General features: G+C 71.1%; 22 protein-coding genes and 2 pseudogenes. 12 read left to right on the top strand and 12 right to left on the bottom strand.

Annotated features, from left to right (window positions below):
* The first annotated feature begins 26 nt into the window (after positions 1-26).
* The 4 genes from ITX44_RS07475 to ITX44_RS07460 all read left to right on the top strand — a co-directional run bounded on the left by ITX44_RS07475 (position 27) and on the right by ITX44_RS07460 (position 5,192).
* Positions 27-1,055: an aldo/keto reductase gene (locus tag ITX44_RS07475; protein WP_205356223.1), complete on the top strand. Its 1,029-nt coding sequence runs from the start codon at positions 27-29 to the stop codon at positions 1,053-1,055.
* A 316-nt stretch (positions 1,056-1,371) separates the two neighbouring features.
* Positions 1,372-2,136, top strand: a complete 765-nt coding sequence (locus ITX44_RS07470) for a DUF6008 family protein (protein WP_205356222.1) — start codon at positions 1,372-1,374, stop codon at positions 2,134-2,136.
* Between the two features lie 311 nt (positions 2,137-2,447).
* On the top strand, positions 2,448-3,653 hold the full coding sequence (locus ITX44_RS07465) for an MFS transporter (RefSeq protein WP_372440847.1): 1,206 nt from the start codon (positions 2,448-2,450) through the stop codon (positions 3,651-3,653).
* Positions 3,654-3,797: 144 nt separating this feature from the next.
* On the top strand, positions 3,798-5,192 hold the full coding sequence (locus ITX44_RS07460; RefSeq protein WP_205356221.1) for a GH1 family beta-glucosidase: 1,395 nt from the start codon (positions 3,798-3,800) through the stop codon (positions 5,190-5,192).
* A gap of 130 nt (positions 5,193-5,322) precedes the next feature.
* Here the strand turns inward: ITX44_RS07460 and ITX44_RS07455 are convergent, their stop codons facing one another.
* Entirely contained in the window at positions 5,323-8,631 is a 3,309-nt protein-coding gene (locus tag ITX44_RS07455) for a family 78 glycoside hydrolase catalytic domain (protein WP_205356220.1), read from the bottom strand.
* A gap of 256 nt (positions 8,632-8,887) precedes the next feature.
* Between ITX44_RS07455 and ITX44_RS40840 the strand changes: the two are divergent.
* Positions 8,888-9,100 (top strand): annotated as a pseudogene (locus tag ITX44_RS40840) (IS5/IS1182 family transposase); the annotation flags it as partial.
* 90 nt (positions 9,101-9,190) lie between these two features.
* On the opposite strand, the gene ITX44_RS07450 reads toward ITX44_RS40840, so the two are convergent.
* Entirely contained in the window at positions 9,191-9,745 is a 555-nt protein-coding gene (locus ITX44_RS07450) for a GNAT family N-acetyltransferase (protein ID WP_205356219.1), read from the bottom strand.
* Between the two features lie 319 nt (positions 9,746-10,064).
* On the opposite strand from ITX44_RS07450, the gene ITX44_RS42110 reads away from it, so the two are divergent.
* Positions 10,065-11,351 (top strand): hypothetical protein, encoded by a 1,287-nt coding sequence (locus tag ITX44_RS42110; RefSeq protein ID WP_265934178.1) that lies wholly within the window; start codon positions 10,065-10,067, stop codon positions 11,349-11,351.
* A 163-nt stretch (positions 11,352-11,514) separates the two neighbouring features.
* On the opposite strand, the pseudogene ITX44_RS07440 reads toward ITX44_RS42110, so the two are convergent.
* From ITX44_RS07440 to ITX44_RS07425, 4 genes and pseudogenes are all read right to left on the bottom strand, one after another.
* Positions 11,515-11,877, bottom strand: a pseudogene (locus ITX44_RS07440) (VOC family protein); the annotation flags it as partial.
* Between the two features lie 61 nt (positions 11,878-11,938).
* Positions 11,939-12,436: a GNAT family N-acetyltransferase gene (locus tag ITX44_RS07435; RefSeq protein ID WP_236060166.1), complete on the bottom strand. Its 498-nt coding sequence runs from the start codon at positions 12,434-12,436 to the stop codon at positions 11,939-11,941.
* Between the two features lie 105 nt (positions 12,437-12,541).
* Positions 12,542-12,895: a VOC family protein gene (locus ITX44_RS07430; RefSeq protein WP_205356217.1), complete on the bottom strand. Its 354-nt coding sequence runs from the start codon at positions 12,893-12,895 to the stop codon at positions 12,542-12,544.
* Positions 12,896-12,959: 64 nt separating this feature from the next.
* A complete protein-coding gene (locus ITX44_RS07425; protein ID WP_205356216.1) occupies positions 12,960-13,397 on the bottom strand; it encodes a DUF6086 family protein in 438 nt (145 codons plus the stop codon).
* Between the two features lie 70 nt (positions 13,398-13,467).
* Between ITX44_RS07425 and ITX44_RS07420 the strand changes: the two genes are divergently transcribed.
* A complete protein-coding gene (locus tag ITX44_RS07420) occupies positions 13,468-13,788 on the top strand; it encodes a hypothetical protein (RefSeq protein WP_236060165.1) in 321 nt (106 codons plus the stop codon).
* Here ITX44_RS07420 and ITX44_RS07415 read toward each other — a convergent pair.
* Genes ITX44_RS07415 through ITX44_RS07405 form a run of 3 tightly spaced genes read right to left on the bottom strand, consistent with a single transcriptional unit; the run spans position 13,737 to position 15,638 of the window.
* Entirely contained in the window at positions 13,737-14,234 is a 498-nt protein-coding gene (locus ITX44_RS07415) for a hydrolase (RefSeq protein ID WP_236060164.1), read from the bottom strand. The genes ITX44_RS07420 and ITX44_RS07415 overlap by 52 nt on opposite strands.
* Positions 14,235-14,271: 37 nt before the next feature.
* Positions 14,272-14,661 (bottom strand): hypothetical protein, encoded by a 390-nt coding sequence (locus tag ITX44_RS07410; protein ID WP_307795142.1) that lies wholly within the window; start codon positions 14,659-14,661, stop codon positions 14,272-14,274.
* Between the two features lie 35 nt (positions 14,662-14,696).
* Positions 14,697-15,638 (bottom strand): oxidoreductase, encoded by a 942-nt coding sequence (locus tag ITX44_RS07405; RefSeq protein ID WP_205356215.1) that lies wholly within the window; start codon positions 15,636-15,638, stop codon positions 14,697-14,699.
* Between the two features lie 115 nt (positions 15,639-15,753).
* Between ITX44_RS07405 and ITX44_RS07400 the strand changes: the two genes are divergently transcribed.
* A complete protein-coding gene (locus ITX44_RS07400) occupies positions 15,754-16,287 on the top strand; it encodes an HIT family protein (protein ID WP_236060163.1) in 534 nt (177 codons plus the stop codon).
* 48 nt (positions 16,288-16,335) lie between these two features.
* On the opposite strand, the gene ITX44_RS07395 is transcribed toward ITX44_RS07400, so the two are convergent.
* Complete coding sequence (locus ITX44_RS07395; RefSeq protein ID WP_205356214.1) at positions 16,336-16,896, bottom strand: TetR/AcrR family transcriptional regulator; 561 nt, start codon at positions 16,894-16,896, stop codon at positions 16,336-16,338.
* A 202-nt stretch (positions 16,897-17,098) separates the two neighbouring features.
* Between ITX44_RS07395 and ITX44_RS07390 the strand changes: the two genes are divergently transcribed.
* Entirely contained in the window at positions 17,099-17,449 is a 351-nt protein-coding gene (locus ITX44_RS07390; protein ID WP_205356213.1) for a VOC family protein, read from the top strand.
* A gap of 6 nt (positions 17,450-17,455) precedes the next feature.
* On the opposite strand, the gene ITX44_RS07385 is transcribed toward ITX44_RS07390, so the two are convergent.
* On the bottom strand, positions 17,456-17,932 hold the full coding sequence (locus ITX44_RS07385; protein ID WP_205356212.1) for a winged helix-turn-helix transcriptional regulator: 477 nt from the start codon (positions 17,930-17,932) through the stop codon (positions 17,456-17,458).
* A gap of 355 nt (positions 17,933-18,287) precedes the next feature.
* On the opposite strand from ITX44_RS07385, the gene ITX44_RS07380 reads away from it, so the two are divergent.
* A complete protein-coding gene (locus ITX44_RS07380) occupies positions 18,288-19,277 on the top strand; it encodes a zinc-dependent alcohol dehydrogenase family protein (protein ID WP_307795141.1) in 990 nt (329 codons plus the stop codon).
* Positions 19,278-19,714: 437 nt separating this feature from the next.
* On the opposite strand, the gene ITX44_RS07375 is transcribed toward ITX44_RS07380, so the two are convergent.
* The gene (locus tag ITX44_RS07375; protein ID WP_205356210.1) at positions 19,715-20,779 is read right to left on the bottom strand and encodes a cobalamin-independent methionine synthase II family protein; all 1,065 of its coding nucleotides are present in this window, start codon (positions 20,777-20,779) and stop codon (positions 19,715-19,717) included.
* A gap of 341 nt (positions 20,780-21,120) precedes the next feature.
* Here ITX44_RS07375 and ITX44_RS07370 point away from each other — a divergent pair, with 341 nt between their 5' ends.
* Positions 21,121-21,663: a carboxymuconolactone decarboxylase family protein gene (locus tag ITX44_RS07370; RefSeq protein ID WP_205356209.1), complete on the top strand. Its 543-nt coding sequence runs from the start codon at positions 21,121-21,123 to the stop codon at positions 21,661-21,663.
* Between the two features lie 502 nt (positions 21,664-22,165).
* Positions 22,166-23,248 carry a LacI family DNA-binding transcriptional regulator gene (locus ITX44_RS07365; RefSeq protein WP_205356208.1) on the top strand — a complete coding sequence of 361 codons (1,083 nt, stop codon included), beginning with the start codon at positions 22,166-22,168 and terminating at the stop codon, positions 23,246-23,248.
* Positions 23,249-23,418 lie beyond the last annotated feature (170 nt).

Below are 23,418 nucleotides of genomic sequence, written 5' to 3'. Positions count from 1 at the left end.
GCATCAGCCCATACCGGAGGAGAACCGTGAAGTACCGCACGCTGGGCCGGACCGGCATCAAGGTCAGCCCGTACTGCCTCGGCGCGATGATGTTCGGCGCCATCGGCAACCCCGACCACGACGATTCCGTCCGCATCATCCACAAGGCGCTCGACGCGGGCATCAACTTCGTCGACACCGCCGACGCCTACTCGCGCGGCGAGTCCGAGGAAATCGTCGGCAAGGCCCTCAAGGGCCGCCGCGACAACGTCGTCCTGGCCACCAAGGCCCACCTGCCGATGGGCGACGACCCCAACCAGCAGGGCAACTCGCGGCGCTGGCTCACCCGCGCGCTGGAGGACTCGCTGCGCCGGCTCCAGACCGACCACGTCGACCTGTTCCAGGTGCACCGCCCCGCACCCGACACCGACGTGGAGGAAACCCTCTCCGCCCTCACCGACCTGGTCCGCGCCGGCAAGGTCCGGGCGATCGGCACCTCCGCCTTCCCCGCCTCGGACATCGTCGAGGCGCAGTGGGTCGCCGAGCGGCGCGGCCTGGTGCGGTTCCGCACCGAACAGCCGCCGTACTCGATCCTCAACCGGAGCATCGAGCGCGAGGTCCTGCCCGTCTGCGAGCGGTACGGGATGGGAACCATGGTCTGGAGCCCCCTCGCGGGCGGCCTGCTCACCGGCCGCTACCGCAAGGACCAGCAGGCCGACACCCACCGGGCCGCCTTCGGCTTCCAGCACCTGCGCGACGAGCGCCGGCTCGACACCGTGGAACAGCTCCTCCTCGTCGCCGACAAGGCGGGGATCCCGCTGACGCACCTCGCCATGGCCTTCGCGATCGCCCACCCGGGCGTCACCTCCGCGATCATCGGGCCGCGCACCATGGACCACCTCGACAACCTCCTGGCCGGCGCCGAGATCACCCTGCCCGACGACGTCCTGGACGAGATCGACGCCATCGTGCCGCCCGGCACCGACGTCGGCACGCTCGACATGGCGTACAACCCGCCCGCCATCAAGCAGCCCGCGCTGCGCCGCCGCCCTGCCGACGACCGCTCCGCCGCCTGACCCCGCGAATCGTCCGGATCGGCTGCCGGACGGGACCAGGGGACGTACGGCAGGCGCAGCAGAAGCGGTTGGACGCCGGTGGGGCCGACGGCCGCCGGTAAGGGGCCGCGTCAGCCGGTGGCACATGGCTGGGCCGTATTGCCACGGGAAAGAGCAACCTGCGACAACACCGCAGCAGAACCGGCGCCTACCGTGATGGCCGTCACGCCACCCCCGGGCACGACCAGAACCACCCAGCTCGGGAGGGAGGGCGAAACCATCGGAGCAACGTCCGAGATGGGGGAACGTCGTGTTGCACGAGCCGAGCATGCCCACCATGCCCGAAATGCCGGGCATGCAGATGGGCCATCATGTGTCAGGAATGGATGTCACGGGGGCCATCCTTCTGCTGCTGTGGGCCGTGGCCATGTGGGCGGCGGTGGTGGGCCTCTGGTACGCCAACCGCACCCCTGGCAAGCGCTGGGTGTTCCGGGCCAGTGCGGTGGTCATCACCATCGGGATCGTCGGGCAGATCGGCCACCTCCAGGAGCACGTCGCGCAGGCGGGCTACTGGATCCGGCACCCCAACGACCCTGCCTGGATGACCCCGTGGGGTTCGGGCCTGGCCAAGGGCTTCGGTCAGGTCGACACCTCCCACCCGACGCTGGGCATGGAGATCCTGCACCTGGTCGGCAACTTCATCTTCCTGGCCGGCCTGGCCGCGGTCATGGTCATCACCCGGCACTCCCGGTCCACGCAGACCCGGCGCTGGGGCAAGATGGGCGTGTGGATGCAGGGCATCCACGGTCTTGAGCACCTGTCGCTGACGCTGTCCGTCTGGTTCGGGGCCGACCGGGCCATCGGCCTGTCCACCTGGTTCGGCGCCACCCAGCCCGGCCCGGGCCTGTCCACGTACCGCCTGTGGTGGCACTTCATCGCCAACGTCATGGGCTCCTACATCTTCTCGATGGCCCTTTACCACCTGTGGCGCGAGCGGGCCGTGGTCGAGGCCGCCTACCGGCTCAACCCCACCGCCCCGGTGAACGCGGGCAGCCGCAAGCCGTCCAGCGGCCTCGGCGACACGAGCCCGCAGGCCGCCTGACCACCGGGTCCGTCCAGGTCCCGTGCGTTCCGCGAACCGTTCTCCGGACCTGACTCGCCTGCCGTCCGCCTCGTCCGCCCCGGGTTTCCCACTCGGGGCGGACGCGCGTTCACGGCCGGGACCGTCGTAACGAATTGTCGTCAACGCTGTCGCCGCGATATTGCGGTGCCCCCGGACCCGCGCTCCTGCCATGATGCGCGGCACGCCCGCTGTGCTGCGTCCGTGGAGCCGCCTTGCCCGGTGATCGCAGACCTCTCGCCTCCGTACTTGCCGCCAACGTCGTCTCGATCTCCGGAAGTGCGCTCACGGGGATGGGCGTGCCGTGGTTCGTGCTGCAGAGCACGGGGAGTGCCGCCAAGGCGGGGGTGGTTGCGTTCTGCGCGATGCTGCCGGTTGTGCTCTCCGCGATGGCCGGCGGTCCGGTCATCGACCTGATCGGTCGGCGACGGGTCGGCGTGGCCTCGGACCTTGTGTGCGGAGCGGCCGTCGCCACGATCCCGTTGTTGCAGCTTGTCGGAGTGCTGCGGTTCTGGATGCTGTGCGGGCTGATGGCCGTCACAGGGCTGTTCCACGCGCCGGGAGAGACTGCCCGCGGGGTGCTCCTGCCCGCGCTGGCCGAGCGCGCCGGGATGCCGCTGGCGCGGGCGGCGGGGTTGTACGACGGTGCCTCACGCTGCGCGGGGATGATCGGCTCGGCGGTCGGCGGCGTGCTCATCACCGTACTGGGTGCCCAGCATGTCCTGTTCCTCGACGCCGGATCCTTCGCCGTATCCGCCGTGCTCCTGGCGTTCGGGCTGCGCGCAGTGGCCGAGGCCGGGCCCCAGGCGCGAGCGGAACCGGGTCTGCCGCGGGGCTGTCGCCGTGAACTGACGGAGGGCTACCGCTACGTGGCGGGCACGCCGTTGCTGCTGGGGGTCTGTCTCATGACCTTGGTGACCAGGGGCCTGGACCAGGGCTGGAGCGCGGTCCTCCTTCCGGTCCACGTCCGCGACAAGCTGGGCGGTGCCGGGGATCTCGGGGTGCTGGAAGCCCTGTTCTCCGCCGGAGCCCTGACGGGTGCGCTGGTCTACGGTTGGGTGGGCCGCCGCTTCCGGCGGTGGCCGGTGTTCACCGTGGCCTTCCTCATCGTCGGCATGCCCCGCTTTGTCGTGGCCGCCTTCACCGACACCGTGACCCCGCTCGGCGTGATGATGGCGATCGAGGGCCTGGCCTGCGGAGTACTCAATCCGATCATGGCCACGGTGATGTACGAGACCGTGCCCGGGCAACTGCACAGCCGCGTACTCAGCGCCACAACCGCCTCGTTCCTGACCGTCACCCCGCTCGGTGGCCTCGCTGCCGGCTTCCTCGTGGGTTCGGCCGGCCTGTTCGCCACAACGCTCGCGATCGGCGGCGCGTATCTGTTCGCCACGCTCAGCCCCGTGATCTTCCCGGCCTGGAAACAGATGGACGCCCCCGGACCGACCCATGCACGACTGAGCTCCGTGCCGGGCGGCTCAGGGTCGGAACCGGCGTAGCCGGGCAGCCCGACCGACCGCGGTCGCTGCCGGCCGGCCTGCCGCCGCCCCGTCCGCCGCATCACCGGAGGTCGACCTCCTGATCGGCCTGGGCCGTCGCGTAATCTGGCGGCCGCGAGGACCGACCACCTGAGGAGCCGTGCCATGACGTCCGCCCCCGCTCCGCGCTTCCCGCGCGGCTTCCGGTTCGGCGCCGCCACCGCCGCCTACCAGATCGAAGGCGCCACCCGCGAGGACGGCCGCGGAGTCTCCATCTGGGACACCTTCTCCCGCACACCCGGAGCGACCGCCGAAGGCTCCACCGGCGACATCGCCTGCGACCACTACCACCGCTACCAGGAGGACGTCGCCCTCCTGGGCGAGCTCGGCGCCGACACCTACCGCTTCTCCATCGCCTGGCCGCGGATCCTTCCTACGGGCACCGGAGCGGTCAACCCCGCCGGACTCGACTTCTACGACCGCCTCGTGGACGAACTGCTCGCCGCCGGCATCGAACCGGCCCCCACCCTCTACCACTGGGACCTGCCGCAGCCCCTCGAGGACGTCGGCGGCTGGCGCGTCCGCGACACCGCCGAGGCCTTCGCCGAATACGCGGCCGTCGTCGCCGAACGCCTCGCCGACCGCGCCGGACGCTGGATGACCCTCAACGAGCCGTTCTGCACCGCGTTCGTGGGCCACGCCATCGGCCGCCACGCCCCCGGCACCCGCGAAGGCAACGGCGCCCTCGCCGTCGTGCACCACCTGCTCGTCGGGCACGGCCTCGCCGTCGACGCCCTCCGCGCCGCCGGCGCCCGCGAGGTCGGCATCGCCCTCAACCCCGACCGGCTGCTTCCCGCCACCGACTCCCGAGCCGACGCCGAAGCCGTGGCGCGCGCCGAAATCCTCCACAACCGCTGCTGGTTCGACCCCATCTTCCTGGGCCGCTACCCCGACGGCGAGCAGGAAATATGGGGCGACATCAGCGACTTCGCCTTCCGCCGCGACGGCGACCTCGAACTCGCCTCCCGCCCGCTGGACTTCTGCGGCGTCAACTACTACCGGCCCATCACTGTCGCCGACGCCCCCTGGCGCGAGACCGACCCGGCACTGCGTACCGCCGTCGACATCCGCGCCGAGGAAACCTGGGGCGACGACACCGCCCGCCGCACCACCATGGGCTGGCCCGTGGTCCCCTCCACCTTCCGCGACCTGCTCGTCGACCTCACCCGCCGCTACCCCGGCCTGCCGCCCATCGTCATCACCGAGAACGGCTCCTCCGAGGCCGACATCGCCGAAGCCGACGGCACCGTCCACGACACCGACCGCGTCAACTACCTCCGCGACCACCTCGACGCCCTCGCCCAAGCCATCGCCGAAGGCGTCGACGTGCGCGCCTACTACGTGTGGTCCCTGCTCGACAACTTCGAGTGGGCGTTCGGCTACGACCGCCGCTTCGGCATCGTCCGCGTCGACTACGACACGCTCAAGCGCACGCCCAAGGACAGCTACCGCTGGTACCGGGACTTCATCGCCGCCGAACGTGCCGCGCACAAGAGCTGACACCCGCGTTTCGGACGCGGCCATTGCCTGCGCCGGACGGCGTCGTCGTCCCAGTCGCGAGTTCCAGCCCGGCGTGAGGGTGCGGCGGGCGGGGTGAGACAGAGCGCTCACCCCGCCCGCCGGGGCCGCGTCACCGCACCTGGAACCGCCAGGTGCCCGAGCCCACCGCGTACGAGGCGGTTCGCGCGTCGCGTCCGGCCGCGGTCGCGTCGTGGTCGGCGTGCACCGCGCTGTCCGTGGAGGGCAGCGGGACGCGTACGGTTGCCCGGCTGTTGGCGGGCACGGTGACGGTGAGCGTGAGGGCGTCGCCCTCCCGGGTCCAGGAGCTGGCGACCCGGCCGCGCACGGTGTCCAGCGACGCCGCGACGTGGTCGAGGCCCGCCGGGGCCTGCGGGGCAATGGTGACGGCGGCGTAGCCGGGGGCGGCAGGCCGGATGCCGGCGAGCACCGTGTACAGGGAGGCGTTGATCCCGGCGAACATCGCGTGGTCGTGCGTCTCCATCGCCGAGGCGTACAGCCACTCCTCCCACGAACTCGTCGCGTTGTGCGCGATCTCGAAGCCGAAGCCCGGGTAACTCGTCTGGTTCAGCACGGTCATCGCGACATCCGTGCGGCCGACGGCGGCGAGGGCGTCGACGAGGTAGCGGGTGCCGAAGATCCCGGTGTCGAGGTGGCCGCCGTTCTTGTCGATGACTGTGTCGACCAGTTGACGGCCCACGGCGGCGACATGGTCGGCGGGGACCATGCCGAAGGCCAGCGGCAGGATGCTGGTGGTCTGCCTGCCGTCGCCGTAGGTGTCGCCCGCGGCGTTCAGGAAGTGCGCGTTGAAGTCCTGCTCGATCGCCGCGGCGAGCGCGGTGAAGTGCGCCGCGTCGTCCGGGTGCCCGAGTGCCTGGGCCGCCTTGGCGGTGTCCTGCGCCTGGCGGAAGGACAGCGCGGTGTTGACGAGGGAGACCTCGCTGGTGCAGCTTCCGGCGCCGGGGCTGCCCATGCCGTCGTTGGTCCCTGGCCCGTAGTACGGCGGGCACCAGTCGCCGAAGCCGTGGTTGTCGGGCCAGATGTGGCCGGGTGTCTGCGCGTCGCGGGTGTCCACGAACGCCTTCATCGCCGGGTACTGGGCGGCGAGCGTCGCCCGGTCGCCGTAGGTCTCGTACAGGTCCCAGGCCAGCGAGACCTGGTCGCCGCCCATGTCGGGCAGCAGGGCGTTTCCGCCGTCGCTGGGGAGCGCGGTGCCGGGCGGCATGTCCTGGAGGTAGTTGGCGTAGAAGGCGTCCATCCCGAACTCCCTTATGGACGCGGCGTGGTACGCCTGCACGTCCATGCCGGGCGGGGTCCGCTCGTCGCGCACGGGGTTGTCGGTGGGGACGCTCATCGAGTTGTTGAGCACGCTCCAGCGGTTGTTCTGCGCGATCCGGTCGAGCAGCGGGTCGGAGGACGTGAAGTCGCCGGTGGAGGCCACGTCGGCGTGCACGACGCGCGCGGTGACGTCGGAGGCGGTCGGGACGCCGGGATACCCGGTGACCTCCAGGTAGCGGAACCCGTGGTAGGTGAACCGGGGTTCGTAGGTCTCGGGGCCGCCGGTGCCGGCCAGGACGAAGTGGTCGGTCGACGCGGCGTTCCTGTTGGTGGAGGTGTCGAGCGTGCCGTCGGCGTTCACCTCCTCGGCGGTGCGCATGGTGATCGCGGTGCCGGCCGGGCCGGTGGCGGTCAGGCGCTCCCAGCCGGCGATGTTCTGCCCGAAGTCGTAGACGTACGCCCCCGGCCGGGGCTGGGTGACCCGCACCGGCTTCAGGTCGCCGACGACGCGCATCGGAAGCAGGGTGGCGGCCTGCAGCGAACCGCCGGGCGCGGACGCGGTGGTGACCTGCTGCCAGTCGGCCGCGTCGTAACCGGGAGTGTCCCAACCGGCTCGCTCCTGGCGCGCGTCGTAGGACTCGCCGTTGTAGATGTCGTCGGCGACGATCGGCCCGTTGGACCACTTCCAGGACGGGTCGGTGGTGACGTAGCGCTGCGTGCCGTCGGTGTAGGTGACCTGGAGCAGCATGATCGCCTGTTCCGGGCCGGTCCAGCGGAAGCCGTACTGGCTGAAGTTCGGGCCGTAGCCACGGCCGAGCCAGATGCCGACCGCGTTGGTGCCCTTCCGCAGCGCGCCGGTCACGTCGTAGGTGTCGTACAGGTCGCGCTTGTCATACGGCGAATTGGCCGGGGTGAGCACCTGGTCGCCGACCTTGGCGCCGTTCAGGTGCAGTTCGTAGAAGCCGAGCCCGAAGACGTAGGCGCGGGCCTGGGCGATCTCCTTGTCGAGGGTGAAGTCGGTGCGCAGCATGGGCGCGCCGGCGTCGCGGGCGAGCAGGGTGGGGTCGCCCTTGGGCTCCAACTGGCCATCGGCGACTTGGGTGTTGGGGAACGACGGGTCGGGGCTGACGGAGAAGTCGTCGGAGAACAGGGTTGATCCGTCGGGCGCGTGCACGGTGAGGTTGTCGTACGTGCTGTCCTCGGGCACGCCCGCGGTGACCGAGGTGCGGAAGCCGATCGTGCCGGAGGTGAGCGTGCTGTCGGTGCGCGTGTCGACCAGGACGCCGTCGATCCAGGTGGTCAGGGTGCTGCCGGCGGCGGTGATCCGCAGGTGGTGCGGAGCGTGCAGGGTGGCCGGGGTGATGACCGCGCCGAGATCGACCTCGCCGAGCAGCCGGAAGCCGCCGTCGTTCACGTGCGGGCGCAGCAGCACCTTGCCGGGCGTGCTGGCGGCGTTGATCTGCCACATGTAGTAGTGCGAGGCGTCGGCGGCGCGGAAGAGTACGGCCGCGGCCGCGGTCTTGAGGGTGAAGTCGGTGTCGAGGGTGAAGTCCGACCAGGTCTGCTCGGCCGAGCGGTCAGGGGTGATCCACTGCGCGCCGTGCCAGTCGGCGGCCGTGCCGAGGCCGGTGTCCCAGGTCGCGGGGCTGCTCCAGGCCGAGGCGGCGCCGTGGTCGTCCCAGACGCGGACCTTCCAGTAGTAGGCGCGCCCGGGGTCGAGCGCCGGGCCGCGATAGGGTACGGAGACCGAGGCGTCGGAGGTGACCTTCCCGCTGTCCCAGACGTCGGCGCGGCCCTGGTCCAGGCGCTGCGCGCTGGTGGCGACGGCGACCTCGTACGCGGACTGCGTGACGCCGGTGCGGTGCGAGTCCATCTGCCAGCCCAGCGCGGGCTGTTCACCGGTGACGGTCACCGACGCGGCGGAGGCGGCACTCGCGCGCGGACCGTCCGGCGCGCCGGACACCGTCGCCGCGGAGGGCGGCGCGGACGGCCTCCCGTCGACGGTGAGCGCGCCGACCGTGAGGCCGCCGGGGGCGGCCGTGGCAGTCGTCGCCGTCAGCGCGCCGGCCAGCAGCGCGGCCAGGGCGGCGAGCAGGGCGAGGAATCTCCATCGTGGGGCGGGGTGTCGGCTGCGTCCAGGCACGGCGTCTGGCCTCTCTGTCTTTCCGCAGGGGCGCCCGCGGGGCCGGCGGGACTTGAAGCGGTCCCGCTTTGACCGAATGGAACGATTCAGTCGGCGACCCGTTGTAGCAGCTCTGCGGACGAGAGGCCAGGGTTCGCGCACGGATCGGTACGCGGAAGAGGTCACGGTCGCGGAACCGGCGGTCGGTGGTGATGGGCGATCGGCGAGCCGCTTCACCAGTGCGCGGCCACGTGTTGAATCGTTCAATCCGACAGGTGTCGCCGCCGACAGCCGCCGCCGACCGCTCGCCTACGTCCTCACTGCGGGTCAGGCAGGTGACGCACCCGCCTTCCAGTCGCTCATGGCACGGGTAACCAGGCCAGTCGGCAGACCTCGAACGACGCCAGCGGTGGTCTTGGCCGACAAGGCCAACTCATCGCGCGCGATCCGAGGTCGGCTGCTACGTCGCGGGATCCGGGCGGTGACCCCGGCGCCGGCCCACCGGACCGTCTCCATCCTCGCCGGGCTGTACGTCGCTGCCCTCCTCATCCGGTCAGCGAGGTGATCAACAAGAATCGGCCTAGACGCTCTGATCGCCGTCCCGGAGGCCGACCGCGTCGTGCTGCCAGAACAGCTGGGAGTACACCAGAGTCCCCGTCATCCACGCCTCGTACGCCGGGAACCTGAGCACCTGGAAGGCGGCGTCGGGAATGCGCAGGGACGGTTTGCGGAAGCCCGACTCCGCTCCGGGTGTGAACCCGAACCGCGGGTAGTAAGCCGGGTCGCCCTCGAGGAAGACCAGCGGCACCGCCCGCTCGGCAAGGATCTCCAGCCCGCTCCGGACCAAAGCCGAGCCCACTCCCTGCCGCTGGTAACCGGGCCTCACCGCCAGCGGGCTGAGCACCTGCACGTCGACCAGGCGCCGCGGGGCGTCCAGCAGGTTGCGGGTGAACATGACGTGCCCCACCACCTCACCGGCACGCTCGGCGACCAGCGACAGCCCCCGGCCGGGCGTCAGAGTCTCGCGCAGGGCGTCCACCAACCCGGCCACGACGGGCCCGTGATCGCCGAACGCCCCCAGATGGATGGCCCGCACGGCTTCCCTGTCGCCGGCTTGCTCTTCTCGAAGCTCCATGCCCCTGAGAGTAGGAATGCGCCGTCCCCTCCGGCGAGCGGTTAAAACGTCGTGGGCGCGTCGGGAGCGGGGCCGATTTCATCTGTTTCTGGGGCGAATGATCTCTATGCCGTGCCAGTATGGCCGCGGAAGGTCGCCTGCGGGGTGTGTGGCGTGTGGTCCGCGCCGCCGCATCCCGGGGCCCCGCCGTGTTCGGTACGACCGCGCCGGCGGGGGACGCAGGGGCCAGCCGGGCCCTGGACCGCGGCGGCGCCGCAACCCCGGAAGGGACGACGCATAGATGCTGCCGACCGCTCCTCCCCACTTACGTATTTCGCGAATGCGACGACACCTGGGGGTTCTTGCCGGTTCTTCCGCGCTGCTGGGCGGGGCCCTGGTCGCCCTGGCTTCTCCGGCGTCCGCCGACGGGGTGTGCGCCGCGCCGGTGGTGACGGACACCACCACGACGATCACCTGCACGGCCGCAGGCACCGGCAGCCTGACCGTACCCGCCGACGCCACCGCCGGACAGGTCACCCTCTTGGGCGCGGGCGGCGGCCCCTCCGCGGACGGGGTGCCCGGCGGCAAGGGCGCCCGGGTCGAGGCGACCCTGGCCGTGACGCCCGGGGCCACGCTGAACGTCATCGTCGGCAGCCAGGGCGTCACCGTGCCCGGTTACCCGGGAGACGGAGGCACCGGCGGCGGACTGGTCGCGGTGACCGCATCCGACGGCACCCCACTGCTGACCGCCGGTTCCGGCGGCGGCGCGGGCGGAGGCGGCATCGCCACTCCCTCCTTCCCCGGCTCCCCCGGTGGCGACAGCGGCAGTCCTGGCAGCGCCGGCGCCGGCGATTCGGTCGGTGGCGGTGGCGGTGGGGGCGGAGCGGGCACCGCGACAGCGGGCGGTGCCGGCGGCACCGCGGCAAGCGCCGGCCAAACCCCCGGCCCCAGCGCCGGCAACCCCGGGTCCTGGCCGAACGCCGGAGGCGGCGTCCCCAGCTTCAACATCTATTACAACGCCGGACTCGGCGGCTACGGCGGCGCGGGCTACGGGTCCGGTGGCGCGGGCGGAGGCGGCGGCGTCAACTTCATCCCCGGCGGCCAGACAGGCGGAGCCGGCGGCGGCGGAGGGGGCGGCTCCAGCCTGGTGTCCGGCACTGTCCCCGGCTCGCCGTCCACGGTCACCGACGGCGTCAACGCCGGCGACGGCTCGATCGTCTTCACCTTCGCCAACCCCAAGGCGGACATCGGCGTCGACGTCACCGCGCAGCCGCACCTGGGCATCCTGGTGCCCTACCTCACCTACACGCTGACGGCGCACAACACCGGCCCCGACGCGGTCGCCTCGGCCACGGTCACCGCGTCCCTGCCCACGGGTGCGAGCGCCACCGATCTGCCGACCGGATGCACCACCAGCACCGGAACGGTGACCTGCGCATACGGGGCCATTCCCAATGGCACGAGCGCGGCCAAGTCGTTCCGCGTCCCCTTGAGCCTGCTCTCCTTGGGACATGTGTCGGTCACCGGCACACGAACCGCGTCCGCACCGAACGACCCGAACGCGGCCAACGACACTGCCACCGCCACCTGCACCGTCGTCTCCGTCATCCTGGCCACCTGCCCCTAGGGCGTTTCGCTCCGATCATCTGATCGTTGGTCCGCGCCCACCGCACCGTTTGAACTGACGTGCGGTGGGCGCGGACCGAGCCGTTGCCACCGGATCGGACATCGGGCGTGGTGGCCGGCGACGGGATCACCGTAAGGTCTCAGAGCTCCGCGTCAGGCAAGGCGAGGACGCAGAACTCGTGGCCCTCCGGGTCGGCAAGGACCGTCCACGGCACTTTGCGCTGGCCCACGTCGGCAGGCGTCGCATCGAGAGCCTGGAGGCGTGCCACCAGCTCCGCCTGATGGGCCGCGGAGGTGGTGGCGAGATCGAGGTGCACACGGTTCTTTGCTGCTGCCTTGGCTTCCGGGACGGGAACGACGTCCACGCCTACGGCAACCGGGTCCGGCCAGACGAGGCCGCCGGCGGGTCCGACGTAGGTGGTCACGCCGGGGCTGTACGCACTCCAGTCGAGCGCCTCCGCCCAGAACCGGCCGACCGCCGAGGCGTCAAGAGCCTTGATGTTCACCTGAACCGGTCGCAGGGCCATGTCGGCGATCCTACGCACCCGCTCCGCAACGACATCGGCCGACGCCGAACATGTCACCCACCTACAGCGAGCGACGGTAGCGAACTTCGGAGACCGACACCCCGTCGTAGTCGTCGGATTGGACCGCACCGTCAGCGGCGTATCCGGCCCGCTCGTAGAAGTGGCGTGCCGTGGCGTTGTCGGTGAGGACCCACACCAGCAGCGACTCGAAGCCCTGGGCAAGAGCGTGAGCGTGTACGGCCCCGAGCAGTGCCCGCCCGATTCCCGACCCGATGAGCGAAGGCTGAACGTACAGAGCGTAGAGCTCACCCGCAGTTGCGGACGATCCTGTGCCACGGTAAGGCCCGACACATGCCCAGCCCACCACCGTTCCCTGGGCGTCGACCGCCACGAGGTTGACAACGCCGCGCTTCGGCCGCTCGAAGTACCGCCGACGCTCCTGCGCATCCGCTTCGACCGTCATACGATCCAGGTAGGACTGCGGCAGGATCCCGTCATATGCGGCTTTCCAGCCGACTACTCGTATGCCTGATACCGCCACTATGTCGGCTTCGGTCATCTCCCGTACCGTCCACATCCCGGCACCGTACGGGACCCGTCCCCACGACCGCCTTCGAATTACGTCATGCTCTGCACATGCATAGCCGCCACCGCGGCGGCGCGGTCAGGCGGGCTGCCACAGTTCGACCCGGTTGCCCTCGGGATCGGTGGCCCAGCCGGATCGGCCGACGCCCTCCATGTCCTGCGTTTCTTCGGCTACGTCCGCTCCCTTGGCGCGCAATTGCGCGAGCATCGCGTCGAGGTCGCGGACCCGGAAGTTGAGCATGGTTTGCTGGGGGCGGGACCCGAAGTAGTCGGTCCCGGAGTCGAACGCCGCGAACACCGTAGGCCCGGCTCCCTGATGCCACAGGCCGTTCTCATCGGCGTCCAGGCCGAGGCAATCGCGGTACCACGTGCTCAGGGCCGCCGGGTCGGCGGCCCGCATGAAGTATCCACCGATTCCCAGCACACGTTCCACGCCGCCATCCTGCCAGGACGGCGATCGGGCGGGCCCACCACACACCATTGCCCGCTTCATGTGTTCAGCGGCCCATGAAGCGGCTCAACTCGTGGGACATGACGCGGAGTCGGCCCAGCCGCAGATGGGCACCGGCTGTGCCGTCCGATGCGTCCGCCGGCACCTGGACATCTCTGCGGTCGTCCTCAGGAGCGTCGCTGTCCGTCGGCCAGCCGGCTTCGACGCCGGCCCGTTCGGCCAGGACCAGCACCGTCGCAATGAACCCCTCGGACAGCGCGATCAGAATCCTGTGGCTTGTCAGGAAATACTGCCTCAGCAGGGCATCGACGAACGTTTTGAGGGCCGCGGGGTCGATCTGGCAGTCGTCGTTCCGCATCGGGCCGATACCCGAGGGCAGGCCGAGTTCGGCCTCGAAGACGGAGACCTGGCGCAGAAACAGCCGAGCCGCGCCGTTGGAGGGGTTCCACAGGGTTTGCTCGCCCAGCTCGAAGTACTGGCTCACGGTTACGCCCTCCCTTGATCAGTTGTGAAACGTAAATGCGCTCCGTGCGGGTTCCTGGGACCCTGGGCGCATGCCTCGACGGATCATGTTCATGCAGCTGAAGACGGGTTACGACACCGACCGCGGGCCCTCCTGGATCGGGTGGGTGGACTTCTCGAGGACCTGGGGCACCGCGTACTTTCACGGGCGGACGCTGCGTCGGGCGGAGGGGATGTTCGACGCGAACTTCTACGACGTCGAGACCGACGAGGAGTTCTGGGTCTCCGGCCCGAAGCGGGACCGTACCGACACCCGCTATGGCCCCACCGGTCCTGAGATCGAGCCGGACGCCGTCGCGGCCTATCGCGCCTTCCTGGACGGCGCCCCCCTGCCGGGCCGGGAGAACGGCTGAAGGCTGGCCTCACCGTCGAGTGCGCTCGGCGTGATCAGTCGCTTGGCGCCGAGGAGGACGCGGTAGCGCTCCCGGGCCGCGAAATCGGCCAGGCGCCATACGGCCGGGCGGCCGAGCTCCGCGCAGAGGTGGAGGACCGCGTCGTCACCGGCCCAGACACCGACGTGGGCACCGTAGGGGGTGTCCGAGGCGTTGAAGAGCAGCAGGTCGAGGGGTTCGAAGGCCGGCACATGGACAGTGGAGTCGGTGTCGTCCCACAGCTCGCTGGAGCGCCAGGAAGCCGGGGTCAGGCCGAAGTGGCTGAGCACCTCGTAAGCGAACAGCTGGCAGTTGCCGCCTGCTGCCGGACCCGGCCGGTCGGCCACGGTGGCCGCACCCGGAAAGCGTGAAGCCACGTACGGCACGGTCCAGAAGTCGGCGGGGAGCCGGGCGAGGATCGTTTCCATGGGCCCATGGTGGGGTCCGCTCAAGCCGATCAGTCCGTCACCGGACAACCGTGATCACCGGAAGGGGCCGCTGCCAGTCGCCGCCCAGTTCCGCGACGAGCACCCTGCGGGCCAGCTGCCGGGCCCGACTCCATCCCTCGTCGACGGACAAGGCGTCCGTCGTCCATCGATGAGAGTTCTGCGCGCCGCTCATCCCGCTGAGGAGCGCTTCGATCTCCCGAAGGTCGGGCAAGACGCCGGGATCGAGTTGTCCCTCCCCGGCCAGGGCCTCGGCCATGCGGTAGGCGTGATCGAAGTCCAGCGCGATCTCGTCCGTCACCACGCCGTACTCGGCCAGCCAGGCCGCCTGAGCCCGGGCGTCGGCCGCCAGTACGGTCAGCGACTCGAGCAGCAGGCGCCGGCGGAACGCGGGACCGGGGCTCTCCACGGCACGATCCTCGCATGGACCCGCCTGGATCGACGTCAGATGGTGAAAGCGACACCGGTGAGGCGTTCGCTCTCCTGCCAGAGACGGGCGGCTTCGGTGGGGTCGTCGGCGCCGTGCGGGAGGGGGGCGGGCTTGGGGGTGCCGGAGGTCTGGTCGCGGCCGGCCGGGGCGTAGTAGGCGCCGCCCTGGAGGTGGGGGGAGGTCGCCGCGTAGAGGGACGGCCAGGCGGCGCCTTCGGGGGAGCCCATGATCGTGCGGCGGGTGAGGGCGATGGCGAGCCGGGACAGGGGGCCCTCGCTGTGGCGTTGGAGGTTGGTGACGGCGGAGCCGGGGTGGACGGCGAGCGCGGTGACGGACGTACCGGAGAGGCGGCGGGCCAGTTCGCGGGTGAAAACGACATTCGCGCGCTTGGACTTGGCGTAGGCGGCCATCGGGCGGTAGCGGCGCTCGCTCATCAGGTCGTCGAGGTGGCCCATGCGCCAGGACGCGGCGATGGCGCTGACCGTGACGACGCGGCCCGCTTCGGCGCGGAGCAGGGCGGGCATCAGGCCGGCGGTGAGGGCGAAGTGGCCCAGGTGGTTGGTGCCGACCGTCAATTCGAGGCCGTCGGTGGTCGTGCGGCGCTCCGGCACGTTCATCACGCCGGCGTTGTTGATGAGCAGGTCGATCGTTTCCGAGGCGGCCAGGCGCGCGGAGGTGGCGGCGATGGAGGCGAGCGATCCGAGGTCCAGCACGGCCGTGTCCAGCAACGCGTCCGGCTGCTCCGCGCGCAGTTCGGCCACGGCGTCCGCCAGCTTGGCCGCGCTGCGCCCGGCCAGCACGACCCGGGCGCCGTGGCGGGCCAGGACGCGGGCCGTCTCCAGCCCGATGCCGCTGTTGCCGCCGGTGATCAGGGCGGTCCGGCCGGTCAGGTCGCCGATGGCCCGCGGGGTCCAGTGCGCGGGCGGCGCGGTGGGGTCGGCGGTGGGAGTGGTCATGACTCTCGCTCCTCTTCGGACTGAACGTTCATTCAACAGCTTCAGCATGGCAAGACGCGGCCGAGTTGTCAAATGAACGTTCATTAAGCTCGAGCGGAGCTGGTAGAACAAGCCCATGGCCCCCGACACCCCACCACCACCGGACCCACCAGGCAGCCCAACTCCCGCGACCGGCACCGACTGGCGAACGGACCGCATCGGAAGCGCACTGCGCGGCGAGAACCCGACGGTGCTGCGCCGCCTGACCGCCGGATTCGCGGTGATCGGCGACGTGCAGTTCCTGCCCGGCTACTCGGTGCTGCTGGTCGACAACCCGCGGGTGGAGAGACTGTCGGACCTCCCCCAGAGCAGGCGCCTGGCGTTCCTGTCCGACATGGACCGGCTCGGGGAGGCGGTCGAGCGCGTCTCCCGTGCGCGGGACGCGGCCTTCCGGCGGGTGAACCTCGAGATCCTGGGCAACACGGACAGCTTCCTGCACGCCCATGTCTGGCCGCGCTTCGACTGGGAGCCGGCGGAGCTGGTCAAGGGACCGGTGTGGCTCCACCCGCGCACGAAATGGGCCGACGCCGCGTACGCCCTCGGGCCACGGCACGATCCGCTGCGGGAAGCCGTCGGCGCCGAACTGGACCGCCTGGGCTCGACGCACTGACGCCGGCCGTCCTACGACACCCCGCCGCGGCGGAAGTGTCAGGCCGAATCAGGGAGCGGTGAGGCGGCGGACCGATTCGACGACGACGCGGCGGCGTTCGGCGGCGGGGACCAGACCGCGGACGTCCTCGCCCTGGTGCTGCCACATGTTGGCGACGGCCAGGACCAGGGCGAGCAGTTCGGGCGCGGTCGTGCGGCCGGTGACGGTGCCGCGGCGCTGGGCGGCCTCGATCGCGGCGGTCTTGTCGGCCATCGACGCGGCCACGAGAGGGCGTACGCCCCGCCGGCCGGCGCGTTCGAGGCCGTACCAGGTCATGAACCGCATGACCTCGGGGTACTGCTGCCCGGCGTCGTAGAGCCGGCCGGCGTACTCGGGCAGGTCGTCGGCGTCGATCGGGATGCCCGCCACGGCCTGCTCCACGATCGCGTCGTAGACGGCCTCGAACAGGCCCTCCTTGCCCTCGAAGTAGGTGTAGACGAGGCCCGCGCTGGTGCCCGCCCGTTTGGCGAGCCGGTCCACCCGGGCACCGCCGATGCCGTACTCGGCGAACTCCGCCAGCGCGGCATCGAGCAGGCGCCGGCGCTTGTCGTCGGGGTCACGTGCAGGCATGGCACCCATTGTGCGAATGAACGTTCATTATGCAAAATCCACCCTCGGCCCGGCCATCACCACTCGTGGGGATCCATGACTTTCCGTGCTCGGGATGCCCCTCATGATCCTTCCCGGCTGATACGCTTGCGTGGCGCAAGCAGGAGCCGTGTACGGACGGTACGCCGTAAAAAACCTGGGAGTTGAGCAGAACGTGGCACTGGTGAGCAACGCCCGCGTGGGCAGCCTGGTACTGGGCAGCACCGATCCGAAGCGGCTGGCCGCCTGGTATCAGGCCGCCTTCGCGCCCGAGGTGGAGATCACCGACTCGGTGCTGCAGCTCAGCACCGGCGCGATGGTGTTCGAGGAGCGCGACGACGTGGCCGCGCAGTCCGCGGAGCCGGGCCGGATCATCATCAACATCCAGGTCGACGACATGTCCGTGCTGGTGGCGCACCTGGAGAAGCTGGACCTGGAGTGGATCCGGCCGGTCGAGGAGATCCCGGTGGGCACGATCGCGACACTCAAGGACGCGGACGGCAACTTCGTCAACCTGCTGCAGCTCAACGGCTGACGGTCATCACTCGGCGGCCCGGCGTCCGGCCGGGCCCGCCGTCCCCGGCCCCGCTCTCCGTACCGCGACGACGTCGCCGGGGCCCAGGTCTTCCGCACAGACGGCGCAGTAGGTCTCCTGACGCGCGCCACCGCCACAGTCGGCGTGTTCGAAGGCGACCGGCGGCCCGTACGGCGCCGCCCACTTGTCGCCCCAGTCGGCCAACGCCATCACGACCGGCTGCAGATCGCGGCCCTTGGCGGTGAGTACGTACGCGTCGTGGCCCTCCTCCGGCCGGCGCTCCATCAGCCCGGCCTGCACAAAGCCCTCCAGACGCGCCGACAGCACATTGCTGGCCACTCCCAGGGCGCGCTGGAAGTCGCGGAAGCGGGTGCTCCCCGCGAACAGCGCGTCCCGGATGATCAGCAGGCTCCACCGCTCGCCGACCACTTCGAGCGCCCGGGCCACCGAGCAGTCCTGTGCCTCGTACGTCCGTCCCAGCATGCGCCGAGCCTAGCAAGTGCATTTGCATGATGAAATCACCATGACTCGCGTCCAGCCCGGCACGCCCCGCGGGCGGCGGAGGCGTCCGTCGGCCGCCCTGTCGAGAGGCTGCCGCTCCAACGGTCTTTCTTCCCGGCACACATGTGACCAGTGAGATGCAATTGCACTCGTAGGAGTGAACACAACAGGTGTGTCTCCAGCGGTTTTTCGGGGCTCATGGGGTTACGATTCAAATGTGTCTCGTACTTTCGCGGTCGTCAAAAGTTTGACGGATGCCGAAAGCCGGCCCCCGGGCGACGAAGCCCGGCGGGCCTTCCCCCAGAGCACCCCCTGAGAGGCGGCGAGCAGCATGGCCATGGCAGTCAAGTTCGACAAGACCGGCGGGCCCGAAGTCCTCGAACTACGCGAGGTGGAGGTCGGCGAGCCAGGTCCAGGCGAGTTGCGCATGCGCGTGGACGCCTTCGGAGTGAACCGCGGCGAGATCATGTTCCGGCAGGGCGAGTACTTCTATCCGCCGGCTTTACCGGGATCCGGGCTGGGGTACGAGGCGGCGGGCGAGGTCGAGGCCATCGGCCCGGACGTGACGGGGTTCGCCGTGGGCGACGCCGTCAGCACCGTGCCCGGGTTCCTCCAGAGTGAGTACGGCAGCTACGGCGACCATGCCATCGTCCCCGCGAGCGCCACCGTCCACCATCCCACCGGCATCTCCCCCGTGACGGCGGCCGCGGTGTGGATGTCCTACCTGACGGCCTATGGCGGCCTCGCGGAGGACGGCCACACCCGCCCCGGCGACCACGTCCTGATCACCGCGGCCACCGGCGGTGTCGGCCTGGCCGCCATCCAGACCGCCCGCCACATCGGCGCGATCCCGATCGCCACCACGCGCACCGCCAAGAAGCGGCAGCGACTGCTGGACGCCGGGGCCGCCCACGTCATCGTCACCGACGACGAGGACCTGCCCGCCCGCATCCACGAGATCACCGGCGGCACCGGCGTACGCACCGCCCTCGACCCCATCGCCGGACCCGGCGTCAACACCCTCGCGCAGGGCATCGCCCAGGGCGGCCACCTGATCGTCTACGGCGCCCTCGACACCACCCCGACCCCGCTGCCCAACGCCCGGCTGTTCCCCGCGCTGTCCACCCGGACCTCCACCCTCACCGAGATCACCTGGGACCCCGACCGGCTCCGCCGCGGGGTGGCGTTCGTCAACGCGGGCCTGGCCACCGGCTCCTTCACGCCCGTCATCGACAAGGTCTTCGACATGAGCGACATCGTCGAGGCCCACGGCTACATGGAATCCAACGCCCAGGTCGGCAAGATCGTCGTCTCCGTCCAGCACTGATCCGATCCGGTCCGATCCGGTCCAATCCGGTCCGAGCCGGCCTGATGCGGCCTGCTCCGATGTGATCCGGTCCGAGCCGGCCGTTTCGACCGCACCGCCCGTACGCCGGCGGCCCGTTCCTCCCGTTCAATTCGGGGACGAACTGGCCGCCGGCGTCCCACGCATTCCGAATTCCGGGAATGCGCACCACGATCGGGCACGAAGCCGAGAAGTCCCGGAAACGGAAGGCCATTCTCCGGTTCATGGCGGGACCGGACACGACTACGCCATCCGTACGGCATGCGCGTCCGCCGCGGAACGCACGCACGCCCGGTCGGCGGCATCCACGGACCTCCGCCGCCGACCGTGAAATCCCGGCTCACCGGGCGCAGACCCGGACCGGCCGGGCCCCGCGGCGGGCGCACAAGCGCCGCGGGACGCGGCCGGCGGGAGGGGTGTCAGACGCCGAGCTGGTCGGCGGCCAGCGCCGTGCCCTCGACCCTGGCGGCGATCTTGGCGAAGGCCAGGTCCCGGGAGGTGGACGCGTCGTCGGCAAAAGGAGAGAAGCCGCAGTCGTCGCAGGTGCCCAGCCGGTCCGGCGAGATGTGCCGGGCCGCGAGCAGCACGCGGTCGCGGACCTGCTCCGGCGTCTCCACGACCGGGTCGATCGGGTCGATCACGCCCACGAACAGCTGCTGGTCGGCGCCCAGGTGCTCGGCCGCGATCCGCAGCACCCGCTCCGGGTCGCTCTCGCTGGCCAGCTGGATGTAGACCCGGCCGGCCTTGATCCGGAACAGGTCCGGAAGCAGGTCCGCGTAGTCCACGTCGAGGCTGTGCGTGGAGTCCTGGTCACCGCCGGGGCAGGTGTGCAGGCCGATCCGGGCCCGCTCCTCGTCGGAGAACCGCTCCAGCACACGGTTGTTGAGGTCCACGAAGGACCGCAGCAGGCCGCCGCTCGGGTCCAGCTTCACCGACAGCCGTCCCTCGGTGAAGTCGAGCTGCACCACGTGGGCGCCCGCGTCCAGGCAGCCGCGTACGTCCTTCTCGGCCTGGTCGACCAGGTCGTCGAGGAACTCCTCGCGCGAGTAGCCCTCCAGACCGTCGGCCGGGTAGAGCAGGCTGATCGCGGAGGGGGCGATGACCGCCTGCTTGACCGGCACGTTGGCGTACTGCTGGGCCGCCCGCAGATACGCGTCGGCGAACCGGGTGTAGCGGAAGGGCCCCTTGGCCAGGCTGGGCAGTTGCCGGGTGTGTCCGTCCGCGAAGGGGATGACCGCTCCCTCGGGGACGAGCTGCTCCGAGCCCTCCAGCGGATACGTGGCGAAGCTGGACTTCGTCTGCTCGCCGTCGCTGATGACCGGCGACCCGGTCGCCTCCAGGCGGGTGACGGTGTCGCGTAACGCGCGGTCCGCCACCTCCGCGAGCTGGTCCGCCGAGATTTTGCCCGCCCCGAAGTCCGCCGCCGCGCCGACCAGCTCCGCCGGCCGCGGCACGCTCCCGATCTGCTCTGTCTGAAGAGTCATGGCGCACACGGTAGCCATCCGGCCACCGCCGTACGCCGGTCTCCACGGAATTCCGACACCAATGGACCCGGCCGTACATCTGCGCCCCGCACACATCCGACGCACGCCTTGCCCCGGATCGCCTCTCCCATAGCAGCATCGGGGGTGCCGAACTTCTTTCCTGTTGCCGTGTGCCGCCGCCGCCCGCCGGGCACAGTCCCGACGGAACGGACCCACCGCCCCGGTCGTTCACGGGGCGGCGTAACGACGTACAGGCACATGCCGGAACACCAAGCCTGCTCCCGGCGGGAACCCACGGGGACCGCCGGGGCCATCCCCGAAAGAATTCGAGGACACGTCACATGGCCCACATCGACCTCGGTCTCGACGAGTACGAGCACCCTGGTATCACCGGTCTCCTCATCTACCGGCCGGAAACCGCAAAGCCCCTCAACGAGCTCGCGGACGCCCTGCTGCGCGGGCCCAGTTCCCTCAGCCCCGGCGAGCGGGAGCTGATCGCCGCCTACGTCTCGGGCCTGAACGAGTGCAAGTTCTGCGCCGCCTCGCACTCGGCGTTCGCCGCCGCGCAGCTTCCCGGCGGCATGCACCTGGTCGACCAGGTGCGCCACGACCCGCAGAGCGCGCCGGTGACCGACAAGATGCGCGCGCTGCTGGCCATCGCGGCCGCCGTCCAGCAGGACGGCCGCAAGGTGACCACGCAACTGGTCGACGCGGCCCGGACGGAGGGCGCGACGGACGTCGAGATCCACGACACCGTGCTGATCGCGGCGGCCTTCTGCATGTACAACCGGTACGTCGACGGCCTGGGCACGCTCGCCCCGAACGAGCCCCAGCTCTACGAGGAGGCCGCGGAACGCATCATGGCCAACGGCTACCGGCGCTGACCGCCCGCCGGGGGCGCACCCCGGCTCCGGTGCCCAGGCGGCCGGGCCCGGACAGTACGCCGCAGGGCCGCGCCGGCGACGGCGCCGCGGGCCCGGGCGGCGCGCGGCGATCGCAGCCGCGGTGATTGCGACATCCCGACGGAAGACCGGGGGGCGGGGCGGCCGGCCCCGCGGCTTCCGCGGACGATCGCCGGCTCCCGCACGCGCTTCGTGCAGCGCGGTCACCGGTCCGATGCGTTACGTTCCGACGCCCGATGTTCCGACACCGTACGGTCGGCTCTCGTCCGGTCCGATGCCGTACGGCCCTTCGCCCGTGGATCGCGCGCGAGCAGCGCCGTCTCCTTCCGATAACCTCTGCCGATGACGGGAGGCCCGGCGAGGGCTCTCCGGTCCGTTCGACCGGATTCGCGCGCCCAGGTGCCGCGCGGGGAAGCGCCGGTTTCCGACCCGACTTGACCACCGGGGAGGTGCCGGAAAGTACATCGAGGTGCATCGAGGCGGCATGTCCACCACCCAACAAGGGCCCAGCGGGCCCACCATCGTCCAGGTCGCCCAGGCGGCCGGAGTCTCACGGCAGACCGTGTCCAACGCGCTCAACGCCCCTCACCGGCTGCGGCCGGGCACGCTGGCCCGTGTGATGGCGGCCATCGACGAACTGGGCTACGTACCGAATCTGATGGCCCGCTCGCTGCGCACGCGGTACACCCGGCAGATCGGCTATCTGCTGGACGGGGGCGGACGCGACCCTGACAGCGTTGTCCAGGACGAGTTCCTGCAGGCGCTGTGCGAGGCGGCCGAGGCCGAGGGGTATCTGCTGCTGCTGTTCAACTACCCGGCGGGGGACGTGGAAACGACCCGCTGGGCCGGCCTGCTGCGCACCGGCAGCGTGGACGGATTCGTGCTGCGGGCCCGGCCGGACGACCCGCGGCCGGACCTGCTCAGCCGCCGGCGGGCCCCCTTCGTGTCCTTCGGCCGGCCTCCGAGAGCGGGCGGCGCTTCCGGTGCGGAGGCGGGCAGCGGTACGGAAGAGGCGGGTACGGACGCGGCCGCCGGCCCGCTGTGGGTGGACGTGGACCTGTCCGCCGGGGCGGAGGCGGCCGTCGACCACCTGGTGGCCGCGGGGCACCGCCATATCGCCTTCCTGGGCCGGTCGCCCGGATCCGCGGAGCGCGACGAACCGCGGCTGGCCGGCTGGCGACGGGCGATGCGCAAGCACGGCCTGCCCGCCGACGCCTGCGACTGGGCGCCGAGCACGTGCCAGGACGGGGCGCGAGGCGCGCTGCGGCTGCTGAGCGCCCAGCCGGCCCCCACCGCCGTGGTCGCCGCCGACGACATGCTCGCCATGGGGTGCTACGCCGCCGCCGGCCGGCTCGGTCTGGCGGTGGGCCGCGAACTGGCGGTGATCGGGTTCGGCGACTCTCCGATCGCTTCCCGGGTGACGCCCACGCTCACCAGCGTCGGCCGCCCGCTCGCCCACATCGGGGAGGCGGTGATGCGGCTGCTGGCGACCACGCTCAGCGGCCGGGTCCCCGAGGAGCGAGGGGTGCTGCTGGCGCCGTCCGTGACGGTGCGCGAGAGCGGGTGAGCGGACGGGGCGCCGTACGGCTGCCGGCCCTGCCGTATCCGCCCGGGTACCGGCGAATTCGGCGGGAGCCGGTCGCGGGCGACGGGTGGGCTGCCCGCCCACCGACGGCAGGTGGAGCGGAGTTTCGACTCCGTTCCGCTGTCGCGCGGGCACGCGGGACGTATATTCGG

It is taken from the genome of Actinacidiphila acididurans (assembly GCF_016918855.1).
Classification (GTDB): domain Bacteria; phylum Actinomycetota; class Actinomycetes; order Streptomycetales; family Streptomycetaceae; genus Actinacidiphila; species Actinacidiphila acididurans.
This window is presented reverse-complemented; position numbering and strand designations above follow the sequence as displayed.